Origin of the sequence: Rossellomorea aquimaris, assembly GCF_003315075.1 — a bacterium.
Classification (GTDB): domain Bacteria; phylum Bacillota; class Bacilli; order Bacillales; family Bacillaceae_B; genus Rossellomorea; species Rossellomorea aquimaris_C.
In genome coordinates, this window is sequence record NZ_QNRJ01000036.1 from 1 (window position 1) to 18,430 (window position 18,430).

Sequence of the window (18,430 nt, forward strand, 5' to 3'; positions counted from 1 at the left end):
TGTTTGTCAAGAGCGATTGCGGCGACCAAGAACCTTACTTTGGGGTTAAAGATAGTGCCCTTTACAACTTTTCATAAGTTTTTTGACACTACCATTTTTCTGAATTTGAATTTTTGACCAATTAGTTCAAATAGTCACTATAGTGTAAAAATAAATGACTACTTCATTCATTTAGTCATTCGTTACCAAAGATGAAGGACTATCGATTCGATAATCCTTTAATTAAATATAGTTCAAAGAGATTGGCTATTTCATCTTTATCTAGTGGACCATGCGCCCGTTCCCAATCGAAAATAAGTGAAACGTACATCTTCAACATAACAAAGGCGGTCATTTCAGGATTACATGGCTTAATCGCTTCTGAAGCAATCGCTTTTTCAATTCGTTGACTCAAGAATTCAATGACCACTTCCTCCATGCGATCAATGACTTCTGATACAGCAGGAGTTCCCATTTCCCGGGCTTCTTGATAAAGCTTGATGGTCAGCTTATGCTCTTTCCTGAATTCAAGCATGCGAAACAATGCACGATGAACATTTTCCGAGAAGGTTTCCTGCGGATCAATCACTTCTTCCGCTTCCCGTTTCATTTCATTGATTAAAGATGATACAATTTCATCAAACAATTCTTCTTTATTTTTAAAAAACGTATAAATCGTTCCTTTTCCCACGTTCGCTAATTTTGCCACTTGATCCATCGTCGTTGCCTTATAGCCAAACAGTGAGAACGAATTCGTCGCAGCCTCCAGAACCTGTTTCTTTCGATCAATCGCCATGACCTCACCCCTTAATATGACCAGTTGACCAAATTTGAAATTTAGTCATTTCGTTAACATTGATAAATTTATCACACTTCTTGCCAATACACAAGTGTTTTTTTCTTGTAGTATATCATTCATCCTTCATATAGAATAAGCCCTTCTGAATAGGCTATAGAGATAAGGTTTGTTTGGAGGTGTCTTATGAATATTTATGTTGTCAAAAGCGGGGATTCTCTTTGGTCGATCGCACAAAGATACGGTGTCGACGTCAATCAAATTTCATACGGAAATCAATTGAAAAACCCCAATATTCTCGTGATTGGACAAAGTCTTCTCATTCCGGAACCTTTAAAAGAATACATCGTGCAACCAGGAGACACTTTGTATAGCATAAGCCAAAAGTACAATATAAGTTTAAAAGAATTGATCGATTTCAATCAGATTTCTGACCCTGCCATGTTATTCGTCGGTCAATTGATCGTTATGCCTTCTTTTATTCATAGGGTAAAGTCAGGGGAATATCTCTATACCATTTCCTATAACTATAAAGTCCCGCTACAGGAAATATTAAATGCCAATTCCATTGCCAATCCTTCTCTCATCTATCCCAACCAGCAAATCAGGATCCCAAACACGAAACTCACCACGGAAGTGAATGCCTACATTACCCGGACAGATAGTGAAGGTGCAGCGGAAGTCAACGGTTTGGGCAGCTATTTCACTTACTTGACTCCCTTTACGTATTCCATTACAAAAGACGGTTCGGTCACTGAGTTAAATGATAGTGCCCTTATTTCAGCCTCATACAACCAAAACGTCGATCCTCTACTGGTTCTCACGAATTTCACAGGAGGAAAATTCGACTCTGATCTTGTTGCCACCATCCTAAGAAGTGAATCTCTGCAAAACACCTTGATCTCATCTATCGTAAAGAAAATGGAGATGAAAGGCTATAAAGGAGTGAATTTTGATTTCGAATATGTCTATCCCGAAGACCGGGAAAATTATAATACTTTCTTAAGAAAAACCGTTGCAGCACTAAAACCTAAAGGATACTCTGTGTCGACGGCCCTTGCTCCTAAAATTAAAGCTGATCAAAAAGGACTCTTATATGAAGCCCATGACTATAAAGCTCACGGAGAAATTGTCGACTTTGTTGTCATCATGACATACGAATGGGGATGGGCAGGCGGCAAGCCATGGGCGATTGCCCCGATTAATGAAGTGAAGAAAGTACTTGATTATGCCGTTACCGTCATCCCCAGAAACAAAATCATGATGGGCGCCCCCCTTTATGGTAGAGATTGGAAAGTTCCATGGGTCGACGGAACCTTCGCCAAAACGGTCTCCCCTCAAGGTGCACTTGATCTCGCAAGCAAATATGGTGTAAGGATTCAATACAACGACGTTTATCAATCCCCTTATTTCACCTATTGGGATGAAACCGGCCAGAAGCATGAAGTCTGGTTTGAAGATGCCAGAAGTATGCTGGCCAAACAGAAAACGGTGGATGAGTATAGACTGCGAGGCTTAAGCTACTGGGTTCTGGGATCAGCATTTCCTCAGAACTGGATGCTGCAGCATTCCAGGTATCGGGTTGTGAAGTGAGGGGTTCACCTCCTGTTGTCTGCAGGAGGTGTCTTTTTAGTTTGTAAAACTGGAAGGAAATCCGCCTAGCTTCCTATTAGTTCCCCAACCCTATTAGATTCAAAAAAGACCGCCAACCCTGGCGGTCTCACGTACCCTATTTCAGATACTTCATCACTTTCGATACAGTCGTTTCCCCCTGTACGATACAATCAGGAATACTTACTCCTTCATAAGAGCTCCCGGCGATAAATAATCCAGGCAGACTTGCTTCAGCCTGATCATACATGTCCTGGATCCGTTCCCTGTGGCCAACTGTATATTGAGGCATGGAGTTCTTATAACGGGACACGATTGTAAAGTCAGGTGCACCCTCTATATCTAAGACTTTGCTAAGATCTTCAAGGACAATCTGCTCAATTTCATCATCAGATAAATCGACGATGGTTTCGTCACCGGATTTCCCCAGGTAACATCGCAATAATGCCTTTCCTTCCGGGGCAGTATGCGGCCATTTTTTATGGGTCCAGGTTCCCGCCGTCAAGGAATAGTCACTGTTTCTTGATACAAGGAATTCCGTACCTGCGATGTCTTTTTTGATGGCATCCTGTGAGAATCCCATTGCTACGGTTGCCACGGATGTAGCCGGCATTTCTTTTAAAAAGGTTAAGAAAGGATACGAGGGAAACATGGATTGTACTACCTGATGAGGTGTGGTGACGATTACGCTGTCGGCTTCCAACTGTTCACCGTTTGTGAAGGTAATCGTGTAAACATTGCTGTCTTCTTTTTCTATGCTGGTTACTTTCATGCTCTTGTATACCGTATTCGGGTCCAGTTCTGCTTCCATGGCATCGATGAGAGACTGAAGCCCTCCGGTAAATGTCAGGAAGTTCCCTTTTTCATTTGAATTTTCAGATTGACCGCTCTTTTTGATTCCTGCGATTATACTACGATGTTTTTGTTCTAATTCATAGAGTTGCGGAAAAGTTGACATTAAGCTTAATTGATCGATATCCCCGGCAAAAATTCCGGTTAAGAGGGGTTCGATCAAATGGTCAACCACTTCATCCCCCATTCTTCTTCGAAAGAATTTCCCCAGTGACTGATCTTCTGTTTCCTGGGAGCGGGGAAGCACGAAATCAGCGGCAGCCCTCATCTTTCCGGTCAATGAAAACAAACTGGTCGTAATAAATGGGGCGATTTGAGTTGGAATACCTACGATGGATCCCCCGGGTATCGGATACAGCTCACCACCCGCTATTACATAGGATGTGCCTTTACGGTTTCGAATGAGCGTTCCTTCGATTCCGAGTCGTTCCGCTAAGCGGGAGACTTCTGGTTTGCTGGCTAAACATGAGTCCGGTCCCTTTTCGATCACATACCCGTCCCTTTTCAAGGTTTGCACTTTTCCACCCAGCCGATGGGTGGCTTCCACTAGCTTCACTTCGATCGGAAGGTTTTTATCCTTTATTTCCTGTTGCAGGTAGTACGCTGTCGTTAATCCGGTGATCCCTCCACCTATGATTACGACTCTTTTATTTTGTTGTTCCAACACGTTCATCGCCTTCTTTAACAATATATCTTAAGGAACAATAGAGAAGGACTAAAGCGGTGAGTGTAAACTCATATGCCTCAGTCCTTCCTTTGTTTCAGCCAAAAACGAGAGATTATTTAAGGTGTTTTAACACGACATCTGCCATTGCATCGATGAATTCAGGTTTGGCATTCGGCATTTCCGGACGATAGTAAGAAGCTCCAATATCATCTGTTACCACTCTACATTCATAATCATTGTCATATAGCACTTCTAGATGATCGGATACGAAACCTACCGGAGTATAGACGAATGTCTTGTACCCTTTTTCTTTAAATAGGTCACGGGTTAAATCCTGAACGTCAGGACCTAACCAGGGGTCAGGAGTGTTTCCTTCACTTTGCCAGCCTACTGCATATTCCTCCACGCCTGCGGCCTCTGCAATCATCTTCGCTGTTTCCTCTAATTGCATTGGGTACGGATCGCCTGACTGCAGGATACGTTCCGGCAGACTATGAGCGGATACGATCAGAACGGCATGGTTGCGTTCCTCATCTGACATGCTTGCATAGGTTTCTTTTACTCTATCCGCCCAATACTGAATGAATTTAGGTTCATCATACCAGCTCTCAACCGATGTAATATGTGGACCACCCAGCTTTTCTGCCGCTTCCTTCGCCCGTCCATTGTAGGATTTAACACTGAACGTTGAGAAATGCGGAGCCAGTACAATCGAAACAGCTTCTTGAATGCCGTCTTTATGCATCTGTTCAACAGCGTCTTCCACGAAAGGTTCGATATGTTTCAGCCCAAGATACATTTTAAACTCAATGTCATCTTGCATGCTGTTTAAATGTTCTTCAAGACTCTTCGCTTGATCCAGGGTGATTTTTGCCAGTGGAGAAATGCCACCAATCGCTTCATACCGTCCACGGAGGTCTTCCAGAAGTTCAGCTGAAGGAGCTCTTCCGTGTCGGATATGCGTATAGTAACGTTCCAAATCTTCTTCTTTATATGGAGTTCCATAGGCCATCACCAATAGGCCCATTTTTTTCTTTGTCATACCATTTCACCTCATTATCAGTATCATACATTCCATTATTGTGCCATGTTTCTTCATGTGAATCCATGGTTACACACGTATGAATGTGCTCTACCTGGCACTGTATTCATGTACGAAAGCTGCCAGACGCTTTAATGTGTCCGGATTTACTTGCGGGAATACCCCATGTCCTAAGTTAAAGATGTGAGCTGGAAGCTCCATTCCTTGATCAAGGATCGCCTTGGCTCTGTCTTCAATAACCTCCCAAGGAGCTAATAGAATCGCAGGATCCAGATTCCCCATTACTGTTTTGGAAATGCCTCTTTCTCTAGCTTCTTTAATCGGCAGACGCCAGTCTAATCCAACTACATCAAGAGGGAGGTCATGCCATTCATTCGCTAAGTGGCTTGCTCCTACACCAAACATAATCAATGGTACGTTCTCTTCCTTCAATTCTGTAAAGATCTTCTCCATGACCGGCTTAATGTAAGTACGATAATCTTGTATATTCAATGCCCCGACCCATGAGTCGAAAATTTGGAAAGCAGAAGCTCCTGCTTTGATTTGAGCTTTCGCATACGTCACTGTCATAGCGGCAAGTTTATCCATTAATGCAAACCATGCTTGGGGTTCTGCATACATGAACGCTTTTGTTTTATTATAGTTTTTCGAAGGACCGCCTTCAATCATGTAGCTTGCCATTGTAAAAGGTGCACCGGCAAAACCGATCAACGGCACGGACAGTTGCTCAACTGTCAATAATTTAATGGTATCTAATACGTAAGGAACATCATTTTCGGGGTCGATTTCTCCCAGCTTCTCTACATCCGCTGTCGTACGAATCGGGTTATCGATCACGGGGCCGATTCCTGATTTGATTTCTACATCCACTCCTATGGAAGGAAGTGGTGACATAATGTCTTTATAAAGGATCGCTGCATCCACATCATATTGTTCCACCGGCAGCCTGGTCACATATGCGCAAAGCTCAGGCTGGTGTGTGATTTCAAACAGAGAATACTTTTCTTTGATTTTGCGGTATTCAGGTTGTGAACGCCCAGCTTGTCTCATATACCAAACCGGAGTATAGTCCGTCTTCTCTCCCCTTGCAGCTCGTAAAAATGTATCATTCATTTGTTTCATACCTTTGTTCGTCCACCTTTCTATGTAACTCCATTATTCCCATTGTATACTAATTCAATTAGATTCTGAAATTGTACTATTTTTCAATATGTCCGTACGAATTGTAACCCTTTTAAACTATAGACGTTTTAAAGAGAGTTGTATAGTTATCAAGGGAAAATGTCATAAATTTGCCGATTTTCAAGGTGGATGAAAAAATATCCAGAAAACATGTTACAAGAGAAAAAGATTAGGGAAGAGTATAATAGAGGTAACTAATTAATTGAGGTGATTTGGATGAAGGTGTATATAACAACGGGAACCCACGAATTTCTGCAAAAATTAATGAATCGGCATACAGATGAAAAAATGATCTTAATGCAGGGGAAAGATGCCATGCTGCTTCATGAGACAAATGGTGAAAGTGTCTTTGAATCCCCCCGCAAATATGAAACTGTCGATCAATCAGGTGAGCTTAATAATAAAGGATATGTGGTTTTCAATAACATTCCTGTTACAGATGAAGGTCGCCCACTATTTGAATACCGTTTTAAAAACCGTGCAGGATTGATTGAAGAAGTTCCGGGCTTTACGGCTATCCGGGTTCTTCGCCCATTAGACACGGATACATATGTGATTATGACTCAATGGGAAGATGAGAAAAGCTTCATAGGTTGGCAGGAATCCAAGCAATACCAGAAAGCACATGAAAAGCGTGGAACGGAAGAGGGAATTGATAATAAGAAAGATATCTTCCCCCGCGCTTCCTATGTAAGTGAATACCATGTAACAGGTGAAGAGTGACACATGAGCTGCCGGATTTTGAGGCAGCTTTTTATTTTCCTTCGTGCCATCTACTCTCCGGTTCCTCAAACTTAACAATTACACTTAGAGTGTACATACATAATTACAAATTATTAACAGTATACTTTATCGTATTGGTCATAGATATTTGCTTTGCATTTATTCACATAACACCCTATATGAAAGGAGTTGAGTACCGATGAGTCAAACGTGTTTGCTTCTGATTGACTTTCAAAAGGCATTTAGTCATCCTTCATGGGGAAAGCGGAATAATCCTGCTATGGAAGAAAACGCTTATCAGCTTCTTCGCGCATGGAGAGAAAAGGCATGGCCGGTCGTCCACGTACAGCATTCTTCCAATGATATGGAATCACAACTGCACTCAAGCTGCTCAGGGTTCGATTTTATAGACGAATTCCGTCCTTCACGAAACGAAAAGCAAATCATTAAGCACGTCAACAGCGCCTTTATCGATACGGACCTGGATTTGTATTTAAAAAGGGAAAAGTTCACATCCCTTGTAGTGATGGGCTTCACGACGAATCACTGTGTATCCACTACGGTTCGCATGGCTCAGAACTTAGGTTATGATGTGACTGTTCCTTTTGATGCCACAGCATGCTTTGAAACGTATTCCTATGATGGTTCTTTATTTTCAGCTGAAATTGTTCACGGACTGTCACTGGCTAATCTTCATCATGAATTCGCCACCATCTCTTCAACAGAATCCATACTCTTTTCACGATTCAATTTAAGTAGACCCGTTACTTTCTAAGTAACTTTTCTGTTCTCGCAAAAGGGGCTTAGTCAAGGGGAATGATTGCATTCCCCTTGACTAAGCCCCTTTGCGTTATCTGTAGTACTATCTATTCTTTCATATTCTTACTGTATAATATCCCATTCCGATTCGCATAAATCGCTGCCTGCGTCCGATCCGTGACTCCTAGCTTACTCAGGATATTACTTACATGGGTCTTAACGGTCTTTACCCCTATGAAAAGCTCTTCGGAAATTTCCTGATTCGTCATCCCTTCTCCCAGGCATTTCAATACATCCAGTTCTCTCGCAGTCAGCTCTTCATGAGGTTTTCTTACCTGAGGGCGGAATCTATTCATCATCTTATCCGCCACTTTGGAGGCAATGACGGACTCCCCCTTCATCGCTTTATAAACAGCCGATGTCACTTCTTCCGCACTTGCCGTTTTCAGCAAATAACTATGAGCCCCTGCTTCTATGGCTGGAAACACTTTTTCATCATCATAATAGCTTGTAAGAATGATGATTTTACAGTGGGGATGAAAGGTTAGGATTTTCTTAGTTGCCTCGATTCCATTCCCGTCCTCCATTAATAAATCCATCAGAATCACATCGGGCATATACAGTTTCGCAAGCTGAGCCGCTTCGTTACCGCTTTTCGCTTCCCCCAGGAATTCAATCCGATCCTCTGTCAACAAATAGGTTTTCATTCCTAATCGAACCATTTCGTGATCATCAACTATCATCACCTTTACCTTATCCATCTGTTTTCCCCCTTTGGTTTAGACCGGAATCCTCAGGTCAATATACGTTCCTTCCTTCTCTTTAGAACGAATTTGAAACAATCCCCCGATTTCCTCGGCACGCTCTCTCATCGTCTGAAGTCCGTACGATGTCATCTTGTTTTCTCTCAGGTTAAAACCTCTTCCATTGTCACTTATGTACAGAGCGACATAACCGTCCTTTTTCTCCGTCACAATCTTCACTTTCGTTGCCTCTGAGTGACGCAGGATATTAGAAAGGCACTCCTGAATGATCCTGAACATATGGGTTTCGGTCCCTTTTGAAAGATTCTCAATCCCGTCGAGGCTGGCTTCGATTTCAATCTGCGTTTTTTCCTTTAATTCTCTAATTAATATGGTTAACGCTTCACAAAGACTTTCACCTTTTAAATCGATCGGTCGTAAATGAAGAAGAAGAGCCCTCATCTCCCCTTGCGCTTTCCCTGCAATTTCAGCCACTTGTGTTACAATCGTACCAACCTTTTTTGGATCTGAGTTGATGCTTTTTTGCGCCGCAGAAGAAAGCATATTCAACGCGAATAATTGCTGACTGACTGAATCATGAAGGTCCCGTGCAAGTCTTTGCCGCTCTTCCATGACAGCTGCCTGATGAGCTTGATCGGCAAGCTCGGATTTCTCATCAGCTAATCTCTGTAGTGACTTGACCTGCTCTTGAATGAACACCGCAAGTTGATTTAATTCATCAGATAATATTCCAAGCTCATCATGTTCAAAGCGATCCACCCTTGCAGAAAACTTCCCGCTTCTTAACAGGGTCACGAATGTAGAAATATCATCGATTCTCCCTTTGAATGTATACCCCGTACGAAATCCGAAATAAATACTCAATAATAGAAGTATGATGGCTAACCACATAGTCAAATAAATCGATAGTTCAAGAGAAATACTTGGACCTTCAGAGAAGTACAAATAGACCTGAAGCGATATAAAGAAAAGCAGGACAGCCATGGTGGACATCATGAAAAAGCTTTTAAAAATCCAGTTGCGAATGTTTGAGGATTTGTTCAAATTCTTCCCTCCTTTTACTTACGTTACACCCGGTTTATTCGAATCGAACCGATTTTCACGTCAACAGCCAGCTTGATTTTCTTACTTGCCTGTTCGTATTCCGGCGAACGGTAATAAAGCTCGGAACGAATATCTGCTGACTTTTGGTCAAATAATTTAATATCCCCGACTTGTACCCTCAAGGTGATTTCCACAGGTACGTTTTCCGGTATGATCATTTTCACATCGCCGATCCAGCCTTTGATTTCAATAGGCGTTTCCCCTTCAGGAATAAAGGCTTTACTGAAGTCAAAATAATAATCTCCAATGGCATTGTAAAGTTTCATATTTTCAAGGGGCCAGTTTGGCTCGGAAAATCGAATATCTCCGACGATAAAACCTCTGTTCATCTTATTTTTCTTTGGAGGGGTTTTATCACCCTCATTCTCAAAGCCTATTTGGGATGTTTTCTCAAATGGGTATTCGTTGCTTATACTTACTCTTATCGGTTTATTTCTGATAAGCCGATGAATGGCGATTGCGATAATAAAGAGTGGCCATAGTTTCCACCAGCTTCCATAGTCGAAATTCATTACATCATACCCATCGAGAATAATGAGTACCCCTAACACCAAACCGAATAGTCCAAACAGTAATTTCCCAAAGCTTTCCTTCAGAAAACTGTCTACCGTCCACTTCAAGCCAAGGAGTAACAACAAAATCGGAATAATATTGACAAATATCTTCGTTATTTCCAAGGAAATGACACCAATATTCAATAGTAATAACAACAATCCTATCGCCATCAACAGGAACGAGAAAAACCATTGTTTTCTTCCCTTATACCTCATACCAACACCACCTTCACATCTACTATTAGTTTCGCTATAAATGAATAAATTCCTGTTACTACATTCATTATAAATGGCTTTCTCCCGTTTATTGAGGAGCACCGGCATGATTCTGCCTCGGTCTCGAGACGGAAAAAATGTTCCCAACCTGCCATCACACCTTTTCACTATTTTCATAATCTATAGTACAGATCAGGGCAGATGCCTAAAGTTTGAGGAATGATTTAGAGGAGGTTTTTTCTAATGGGGATTGATTTAACGGCTCTTCATTGGATTTATTTAGCTTTTATAGGATTCATCATCCTATTCATGATTTTCCGGAAAGACACCACGATCGTATGTATCCTGGGAATCTTCAGCATTGCCCTGGTGGCAACAGGATCGTTAAGCGGATCGATTAGTAGTATATTTAACAGCTTTATATTCGCCATCACCGAACTCCTATCCACCATTCTCGTGATTTCCATCATCGTAGCAATGAGTAAAGGGATGACTATTACCGGTATTAACGATGTCATGATACGGCCGTTTACGAAGTTTATCCGGACACCGGCCCTTGCTTACTGGACAATCGGTCTTGTGATGATGTTTATATCTTGGTTCTTCTGGCCGTCGCCTGCAGTAGCTCTCCTCGGTGCCGTGTTAGTACCTGTTGCCTTACGAGTCGGATTACCGGCTCTTGGAATTGCCATGGCCATGAACTTATTCGGTCACGGTATCGCCCTTTCCGGAGATTTTGTCATTCAGGCAGCTCCGAAGTTAACGGCCGACGCAGCAGGGATACCTGTATCAGATGTTATTTCTGCAAGTATCCCCCTTATTATCGTGATGGGGGTCGTCACAACCGTTACTGCATTCCTTTTCCTCAAAAGAGATATGAAGAAAGGAATCCTCTCGGTGGATTCGAGCTCCCTTTCGTCCATCGAACAGGATCAAAAGGAGTCACCTAATCTGTTATCTTTACGATGGAAACGAACAATTGCCATTCTTATCCCTATTTTATTTGCCCTGGATATTACCGCTATGGTTCTATTTGATCTTCAAGGGGGAGATGCAACCGCACTGATCGGTGGGACATCCATCATCATTCTTCTCTTGATTTCCTTGGCTGCCTATAAAGGAAAGGGATTGGAGAAAACGACGAGCTTGCTGATTGACGGGTTTCAATTTGGATTTAAAGTGTTTGGTCCCGTAATTCCGATCGCCGCTTTCTTCTACTTGGGAGATTCAGGGTTTCAAACGATTATCGGCGACTTCCTTCCTTCAACTTCTCAAGGAATCGTCAATGACCTCGGGGCATCTCTTGCTGCCGTCGTTCCCCTCTCTACAGCAGTCGGGGCGATCACCCTTACGACCGTTGGAGCGATTACGGGCCTTGACGGATCCGGTTTTTCCGGAATCTCACTAGCCGGTTCCGTAGCCAATCTATTCGCAGATAGCATTGGGTCTGGAGTTGCAACCCTAACCGCCCTTGGGCAAGTCGCAGCCATTTGGGTCGGGGGTGGAACACTCGTCCCATGGGCCCTCATCCCGGCGGCTGCCATCTGTGGAGTTGATCCATTCGAACTCGCACGGCGTAACATGCTTCCTGTCGTCATCGGATTAGTAGCCACCACGATTGTAGCGATGTTTTTGATTTAAATATAGTGAGGGACGGACCTTGGTTTAGGTCCGTCCCTTATCTTTCCTGTTTGGGCCGCTTCTCATAAAGAAAGATACACAGGACAAAAAAGGAGTATCCCAGTAGGTATCCGGCTGCGACGTCCGATGGATAGTGAGCCTGTTCCACTATTCTGCTGATGCCTGTCAGGAGGGAAAGGGTGATGGCCAGGATAAAGAGGGTCACTTTCATTCCGGTAGAAGAGATCTCTCTACTAATGAAGTATGCAATGACCAGTAAGAAGACAAGCCCCACCATGGCATGGCCGCTTGGAAAGCTGAACCCTTCCTCACCATGTGAAAATGGAGGCCTTTCTCTTTCCATCAAACCTTTGATTGCTTTATTCAGGACGTTACTACCCGCTACCAGGACAACAACGGTAATGATTCCAATAAAGTCCTTCTTGGCCCACCAAAGATATAAAATAAGGGCGATGGATGCGATCCCAATCACTAATTCAGTACCGATTACGGAAAACAATTCGATAAAGTGAAGGTTGCTCATGTTAGACAAGAGATAATCCTCACCTAAAATTTCCATTTCATAAAAAACAAAATGGGCGATGGTCATAAACAGTACAAATGAAATGATGGCCGTTATGTATTGAAACTTCTTCATCTTGATCCTCCTTGAATTTCACTCTGATTACTTCCCTCTCAATATTTAGTGTTATAATATTCGTAATATTCATCAAATAATAGGAGGTTGTGCACTTGCTGAATGAATTATATCAGAAATTAGAAGAACGTTGGATAGAGATGGTCGAAATCAGAAGATTCCTCCATCAGCATCCTGAATTATCCTTCCAAGAGAAAAACACAGCTGCATACATTGCTGATTACTACAATAAAATCGGGGTGCCCGTCCAGGAACAAGTCGGTGGCAATGGGGTGGTAGCAAGAATCAAGGGTGCCCTCCCGGGTAAAACGGTGGCACTTCGTGCAGACTTTGACGCCCTCCCCATCCAGGATGAAAAGGATGTGGAATATCGCTCCACCGTTCCAGGTGTCATGCATGCATGCGGCCATGACGGTCATACAGCAACACTATTAGTATTGGGTAAAACCCTGCATGAAATGCGCGATGTGCTATCTGGCACTATAGTTCTGATTCATCAGCATGCGGAAGAATATGCACCAGGCGGAGCGAAACCCATGATTGAAGCGGGCTGCCTGGATGGAGTGGATGTTATTTTCGGAACTCATTTATGGTCAAGTGAGCCTCTCGGAAAAATTCTATATCGAACAGGTCCCATCATGGCTGCTGCTGATAGATTTGAAATCATCATCAAGGGGTCCGGCGGTCACGGGGCACAGCCTCATAAAACGAAGGATTCCATCGTGATCGGGGCTCAGGTCGTTTCCGAGCTTCAGCAAATTGTCAGCAGAAGGGTGAATCCGATTGACCCTGCCGTCGTGACAATCGGTTCATTTATGGCAGATAACGCTTTTAATGTGATTGCCGATTCCGCTAAACTGATTGGAACAGTCCGTACATTCAATCCTGAGGTCAGAGACTTTATCGAAGAAGAAATCGAACAGATCCTGAAAGGTGCATGCCTTTCAGCCCGTTGTGAGTATGAATATGTGTATGAACGCGGATATCCTGCTGTCGTGAATCACGAGGAGGAAACGGATCTGTTGATTCAAAGTGTGGATACAGTCGATGAAGTTCATAGAGTGGAAGAAATTGAAATGCAAATGGGCGGGGAAGATTTCTCCCATTACTTAGAACATGTAAAGGGTACCTTCTTTTTTACAGGTGCCAAGCCGGATAATGTTGAAGTTGCCTTCCCCCACCATCATCCCAAGTTTGATATTAACGAAAAGGCTCTTCTGATTGCCGCTAAATCACTGGCATCTGCTGCCATTCAATATCAACAAAGGCATTCTGTCACAGAAACACTTACAAAGTAAGTCAAAAAAAAGGATCAGGCGCGATATTTGCCTGATCCTTTACTCTTAATAAAAACGATGATTTTTTTCGATCTTACTTACCACCAAGACCCACCAGATCAATAGCGGTTGAAATAATAACCTCACCCAAAGCAGCACAACATTCGCTTCTTCATTCCCTGGAGCTGGAATTCCTTTAATGGCGGCATAAATATTGGCAGGAAAGATGAGAACTAAATAGATCGCTGTGACGACCCCCGCTTTTTCACGAGTCTTTGGAATAAGCAGGAGTATAGCCAATATAAACTCGATCATTCCCGTAATATACACAATCTCTTCCCTTAGAGGAATGAATTCAGGGATCATTTTGGCGAACCCTTGAGCTTCAATAAAGTGAAACACCCCTGCTAAAAAGAAGAAGAATGAGAATAGAATAAGTCCTAACACTTTCAAACCTTTCTTGCGTTTGTTCATCTATTTCACACCTCACTACTATAATGATAACGTACTTTCTAACTATACCTGAATATTCAGAGGAAATAAAAAAAAGCGTTTGCTTCCCGTAAAGCCTGCCAAATATCCTCACAAAAAAAGATCGACCATCACGTCGACCTTCCCTCACTACTATTCTATATCATGAAAGTACCGAATCCGATAAGCATATTTTGCCACTTCCCCCAATTGATCAAGAAGTTGATAGTTTGCATAGGCTCCCACCACAGCCCCTACCCCGGGAATGAGTTGAAACAATTTAACGAAATCAATGTAATCCCGATACTCCTGCTGGAAAGTTCTCCAGTCCAATTCTTTCAGTTTTTCTTTTTCCACATCCCAGTTTTCGATGATGTCGAGGACATGTTTTTTATGAGAATCACTGGAGAATGCAAGCTGAAAGACATATAGCAGAAACAGTCGTTCCTCATATTGTTTTGTATCATAGCCATGAATGGCAGAGCATTCGCTCAGAAATTTCATTTTGATTGATAGGAGTAACGGAAAATCCGCCAGGCCGAGAAAGATTCCACCTGCACCTGTTCCTGCCCCTTCAATCGTTGCCGCTTTCCGGTAAAATTCCACTCGTTCCTTCATCAGCGCTTCTCTTTCCTTCAGGGAAGACTTCACGGAGACCTGCTGTAGGGGTACCCACTCGCTTCCCTTTAACGTTACTTCTACCATCTTCTTGATACTTTCCGTTACTACGTTATGTGCTTTCTCAGGGATCCATTGATTCACTTTTGTTTGAGCCTGCTTCGAAACCCGCTTAAAGATGGAAGATTTTCTACTGAACTTACGCTTCCAGGAATCGAGCTCTTCTCTTTCATGGTTCACACTGAACCACCATCCTTTTTTATCTGTTTACTCTTTCTATACGTTTCATTCTGGCGGATTGTTTCACTAAAATAATGTTTCTTCCATCTTCTTCAATCGCTGGACTAAGTAAAACTGACTAAATAGAATTGAAAATGATAACCCGACCAGTAACGTGATCAGCCCTTCTATCCATTCCCCCTTTAAAAATAGAGGAAGGGAAAACAGAGCGGCTTGGATCATCATGGCCTGATTCATGATTTTTTGAAAAGAGGATTTCTTTAATTCCCGTGATACGGGATAAATGAGTACCCATATCTTATAATCAAACCGTTTAAACAAGGGGATCAGCTGAAAAGCTGTTAAATAAAGAAACACTAATGCCGTCAGAATACTAAAGATAAAAGAAGAATTCGAATAAATCAACAGAGCACCGATCAAGGTTAACCGAATGTAAAGACCCGAATATTCACTTGTTCTCACCAACGACCGAAGATACAAATACCGATACGTCGATGCTTGAGAGAAAGGTGTCCGCACAAGCCCATCAAGCCATTTTCTCCGGTGCACCTTCCCTTTCAGCTTAGGGACATCCGTGAACATATTGGCGATCCGGTAAAAGATCAGCATTCGCTGCTCCTCCAGATTGATTAACAAATCCCATTTAAGATTTTTACCTTTTGTTGATTGAAAAAAGTAAAACGCATATCCGAGCATGATGAAAGCAACGACGATGACCATCCAGTATTCAGCCCCCGATAACACCAAGAACACAAGAGCACCGCTTAATAAAAAGCGTAACAAGCTGTCCGTCAGGTGGGCTTCCCTTTCTTGAAAGCGCAGCATGAACCAGCGTACATACAGATTCCATACCTTTAAGGCCAATACAAAGCCAAGTAACGGAAAGAAGCTTCCAAAGCTGCTCCCGGATACTGCTACATACATTGGCATGAGAGCAGCCAGTACGAGCAGTTGAATGTATGATTGAAACATGAAGCTGATCCAGATGCATTTGGTGAAATAACTCGATAATCGCCCTTCTAACGGTAAAAGGAATACGGCATCCGCTTCCCTCAGAAACGTATAAACCGGACTCCAGGCAAGTATCAGCCCAATGATCACCGCCATGATGAGTGGTGCAGGAAAAGCAGGATCCAGGGTTTTCACCCACTGGTTATATGTATACGCAGCTCCTCCCAAAGCAAAGATCAGGACGAATAGTAAATGATCGTTAAACATGTATTTCAAATACTTTTGAAGTTCCTGATTATACTCTACAATTCGTTTCTTCCAAATACTTTCCACCTTATTCATCATGGGATTCTTCCTTCGTCAGCTGGATATATATATCATCTAACGTTGCACCCGGCATGGAGAATTCCTTACGAAGCTCCTGAAGCGTTCCTTTAGCACGAATTTTCCCTTCATGAAGGATGATGAATGAGTCACAATATCTTTCTGCCGTTGCTAAAATATGCGTAGACATCAGTATTCCAGCACCATTTTGCTTCATCTCCTGCATCCAGTCCAACAGTGACTGAATCCCGAGTGGATCTAATCCAACAAACGGCTCGTCAATGATATAGAGGCTGGGCTGAATAAGAAAGGCGCACATGATCATCACCTTTTGTTTCATTCCTTTTGAAAAATGGGCAGGAAACCAGCTCATCTTCTTCTCCATACGAAATGCCTTCAACAGTTTATCAATTCTTCCTTTATACTCAGACTCTGATAAGCCGTAAGCCATGGCCGTAAGTTTTAAATGCTCTTCAAGGGTAAGCTCATCATAAAGAATCGGTGTTTCCGGTATGTAAGAAAACTGCTTTCGATACTGATCGGCATCACTCTTCAAGGTGTGACCATTAATGGACACTTCTCCTTGCTTTGCTTCCATGAGACCAATTATATGCTTGATCGTCGTACTTTTCCCTGCTCCGTTCAGGCCGATTAATCCGACAATTTCATTTGAATGTATGGAGAATGTTATATCCTTTAAGACCGGTTTTCGGGTATACCCGCCAACCAGGTGTTTGATTTCTAATAATGACACAAGCAGCAACGTCCTTTCTCTTCTACATGGTTTTCTCTATTTTATCAAAATTTCATGGTAAAGGCATTGTTAAACCAATTTCCCATTCCATATTTTAGCATTCATAACCATACTCGATTTGCACATCATAATATTTGAAGGGGCCAGCAATAAGAAAAAGGGGATGGTTGTTAAAGACCAGCTAACCGATTTCACTATTGTTTGCGACTGTAAGGATTGTCGTCTTCTATAGTGAATGACACACTCACCATATTCATTTGTTCAAAAATTTGATAAATGAGGTGTTTGTTAAAGCACACTTTGACTGAACCTACTTTATTAGCTTCTCAAGCTTAGGAGATAAGGGGATGGTCACATTGCACAAAGTCATTCATGTTTCTAATGGTTTACACATATCATCCTTATAGCAAATGAGGTGTTTGTCCAAGACGGCTAACAGTTTCTATTGTCTGAATTGCTTAAATAGCGAAAAGATAAGGGGATGGTCGCATTGAACAATTTTCATTCTACCTTAAGAATGTATCACTACAGAAGCTACTAGTGAATGAGGTGTTTATCAAAGAGAATGAAGCCTGACATATAAACCTTTATAGTATTACCCCTTCAAGAAGAGAGGCAGGAAAATCGTTCCTGTCTCTTCTTCATTTCTTTTCTCTTTCATGATAAAATACATAAAAATGCCATTACAAAAAAGGTGGAGTAAATATGAGTGACTGTATTTTTTGCAAGATTATCGACGGTGAGATCCCTGCAATGAAAGTGTACGAAGATGAGCATGTCCTTGCTTTCCTTGATATTAGTCAAGTGACGAAAGGACATACATTACTAATTCCAAAGGTACATAAAGAAAATATCTATGAGCTGACTCCCGATATGGCAAGCCACCTCTTCTCCGTTGCACCCAGGATTGCTGAGAGTATAAAGGCCGAGTTTAATCCAATTGGAATGAACTTGTTAAGCAACGCAGGTGAAGAAGCAGGACAATCTGTCTTCCATTTCCACATGCACTTCATTCCCCGCTACGGCCAGGGAGATGGCTTTGGAGCCGTTTGGAAGACACATAATGATGACTACACTCAAGAAGACTTAAAAGGAATAGCTGAATCCATAGCACAGCATCTTTCATAAAAATCGAGCCTGATCCCTGAAGCAAAAGGGAATCAGGTTTTTTCACGTAAATTGCAATATTAAATGCAACACTCTTTCATGGTCCTAGGGGAACTCCCGTTGTGTAGCGTTGGTGGCCTAGGCCACCAACGCTACACAAC

18 protein-coding genes are annotated in these 18,430 nt (G+C 42.4%); 6 read left to right on the forward strand and 12 right to left on the reverse strand.

What is annotated here, in order from left to right; translation table 11 throughout:
• Positions 1 to 199: 199 nt before the first annotated feature.
• A complete protein-coding gene (locus DET59_RS21005; RefSeq protein WP_113971533.1) occupies positions 200 to 775 on the reverse strand; it encodes a TetR/AcrR family transcriptional regulator in 576 nt (191 codons plus the stop codon).
• A 186-nt stretch (positions 776 to 961) separates the two neighbouring features.
• Between DET59_RS21005 and DET59_RS21010 the strand changes: the two genes are divergently transcribed.
• The gene (locus tag DET59_RS21010; RefSeq protein ID WP_113971534.1) at positions 962 to 2,368 is read left to right on the forward strand and encodes a LysM peptidoglycan-binding domain-containing protein; all 1,407 of its coding nucleotides are present in this window, start codon (positions 962 to 964) and stop codon (positions 2,366 to 2,368) included.
• A 136-nt stretch (positions 2,369 to 2,504) separates the two neighbouring features.
• Here the strand turns inward: DET59_RS21010 and hemY are convergent, their stop codons facing one another.
• The 3 genes from hemY to hemE all read right to left on the reverse strand — a co-directional run bounded on the left by hemY (position 2,505) and on the right by hemE (position 6,069).
• Positions 2,505 to 3,902, reverse strand: a complete 1,398-nt coding sequence (hemY, locus tag DET59_RS21015; RefSeq protein WP_113971547.1) for a protoporphyrinogen oxidase — start codon at positions 3,900 to 3,902, stop codon at positions 2,505 to 2,507.
• Between the two features lie 115 nt (positions 3,903 to 4,017).
• Complete coding sequence (gene hemH, locus DET59_RS21020) at positions 4,018 to 4,947, reverse strand: ferrochelatase (protein ID WP_113971535.1); 930 nt, start codon at positions 4,945 to 4,947, stop codon at positions 4,018 to 4,020.
• A 90-nt stretch (positions 4,948 to 5,037) separates the two neighbouring features.
• Complete coding sequence (gene hemE, locus DET59_RS21025) at positions 5,038 to 6,069, reverse strand: uroporphyrinogen decarboxylase (RefSeq protein ID WP_113971536.1); 1,032 nt, start codon at positions 6,067 to 6,069, stop codon at positions 5,038 to 5,040.
• A gap of 276 nt (positions 6,070 to 6,345) precedes the next feature.
• On the opposite strand from hemE, the gene DET59_RS21030 reads away from it, so the two are divergent.
• Together DET59_RS21030 and DET59_RS21035 are read left to right on the forward strand one after the other, a co-directional pair.
• A complete protein-coding gene (locus DET59_RS21030; protein ID WP_113971537.1) occupies positions 6,346 to 6,852 on the forward strand; it encodes an antibiotic biosynthesis monooxygenase family protein in 507 nt (168 codons plus the stop codon).
• Positions 6,853 to 7,051: 199 nt separating this feature from the next.
• Complete coding sequence (locus DET59_RS21035) at positions 7,052 to 7,627, forward strand: cysteine hydrolase family protein (protein WP_113971538.1); 576 nt, start codon at positions 7,052 to 7,054, stop codon at positions 7,625 to 7,627.
• 91 nt (positions 7,628 to 7,718) lie between these two features.
• Here DET59_RS21035 and DET59_RS21040 read toward each other — a convergent pair whose 3' ends face one another.
• The 3 genes from DET59_RS21040 to liaF are packed head-to-tail and all read right to left on the reverse strand — an operon-like array spanning position 7,719 to position 10,249.
• Complete coding sequence (locus DET59_RS21040; RefSeq protein WP_113971539.1) at positions 7,719 to 8,372, reverse strand: response regulator transcription factor; 654 nt, start codon at positions 8,370 to 8,372, stop codon at positions 7,719 to 7,721.
• Between the two features lie 18 nt (positions 8,373 to 8,390).
• Complete coding sequence (locus DET59_RS21045; RefSeq protein WP_258549761.1) at positions 8,391 to 9,419, reverse strand: sensor histidine kinase; 1,029 nt, start codon at positions 9,417 to 9,419, stop codon at positions 8,391 to 8,393.
• 23 nt (positions 9,420 to 9,442) lie between these two features.
• Positions 9,443 to 10,249: a cell wall-active antibiotics response protein LiaF gene (gene liaF / locus DET59_RS21050; protein ID WP_181778269.1), complete on the reverse strand. Its 807-nt coding sequence runs from the start codon at positions 10,247 to 10,249 to the stop codon at positions 9,443 to 9,445.
• Positions 10,250 to 10,492: 243 nt separating this feature from the next.
• On the opposite strand from liaF, the gene DET59_RS21055 reads away from it, so the two are divergent.
• Entirely contained in the window at positions 10,493 to 11,890 is a 1,398-nt protein-coding gene (locus DET59_RS21055; protein WP_113971541.1) for a hypothetical protein, read from the forward strand.
• A 37-nt stretch (positions 11,891 to 11,927) separates the two neighbouring features.
• On the opposite strand, the gene DET59_RS21060 is transcribed toward DET59_RS21055, so the two are convergent.
• Positions 11,928 to 12,527 (reverse strand): phosphatase PAP2 family protein, encoded by a 600-nt coding sequence (locus tag DET59_RS21060; protein WP_113971542.1) that lies wholly within the window; start codon positions 12,525 to 12,527, stop codon positions 11,928 to 11,930.
• 95 nt (positions 12,528 to 12,622) lie between these two features.
• On the opposite strand from DET59_RS21060, the gene DET59_RS21065 reads away from it, so the two are divergent.
• A complete protein-coding gene (locus tag DET59_RS21065) occupies positions 12,623 to 13,825 on the forward strand; it encodes a M20 family metallopeptidase (RefSeq protein WP_113971543.1) in 1,203 nt (400 codons plus the stop codon).
• 45 nt (positions 13,826 to 13,870) lie between these two features.
• On the opposite strand, the gene DET59_RS21070 is transcribed toward DET59_RS21065, so the two are convergent.
• From DET59_RS21070 to DET59_RS21085, 4 genes are all read right to left on the reverse strand, one after another.
• Positions 13,871 to 14,278: a DoxX family protein gene (locus tag DET59_RS21070; RefSeq protein WP_113971544.1), complete on the reverse strand. Its 408-nt coding sequence runs from the start codon at positions 14,276 to 14,278 to the stop codon at positions 13,871 to 13,873.
• 150 nt (positions 14,279 to 14,428) lie between these two features.
• Positions 14,429 to 15,133, reverse strand: coding sequence for an EcsC family protein (locus DET59_RS21075; protein ID WP_113971545.1), 705 nt, complete (start codon positions 15,131 to 15,133; stop codon positions 14,429 to 14,431).
• Between the two features lie 66 nt (positions 15,134 to 15,199).
• Positions 15,200 to 16,429, reverse strand: coding sequence for an ABC transporter permease (locus DET59_RS21080; RefSeq protein WP_258549762.1), 1,230 nt, complete (start codon positions 16,427 to 16,429; stop codon positions 15,200 to 15,202).
• Positions 16,419 to 17,162, reverse strand: coding sequence for an ABC transporter ATP-binding protein (locus tag DET59_RS21085; RefSeq protein ID WP_113971550.1), 744 nt, complete (start codon positions 17,160 to 17,162; stop codon positions 16,419 to 16,421). The genes DET59_RS21080 and DET59_RS21085 overlap by 11 nt, the downstream gene beginning before the upstream one ends.
• 705 nt (positions 17,163 to 17,867) lie before the next feature.
• Between DET59_RS21085 and DET59_RS21090 the strand changes: the two genes are divergently transcribed.
• Complete coding sequence (locus tag DET59_RS21090) at positions 17,868 to 18,290, forward strand: HIT family protein (RefSeq protein ID WP_113971546.1); 423 nt, start codon at positions 17,868 to 17,870, stop codon at positions 18,288 to 18,290.
• The last annotated feature ends 140 nt before the right edge of the window (positions 18,291 to 18,430 follow it).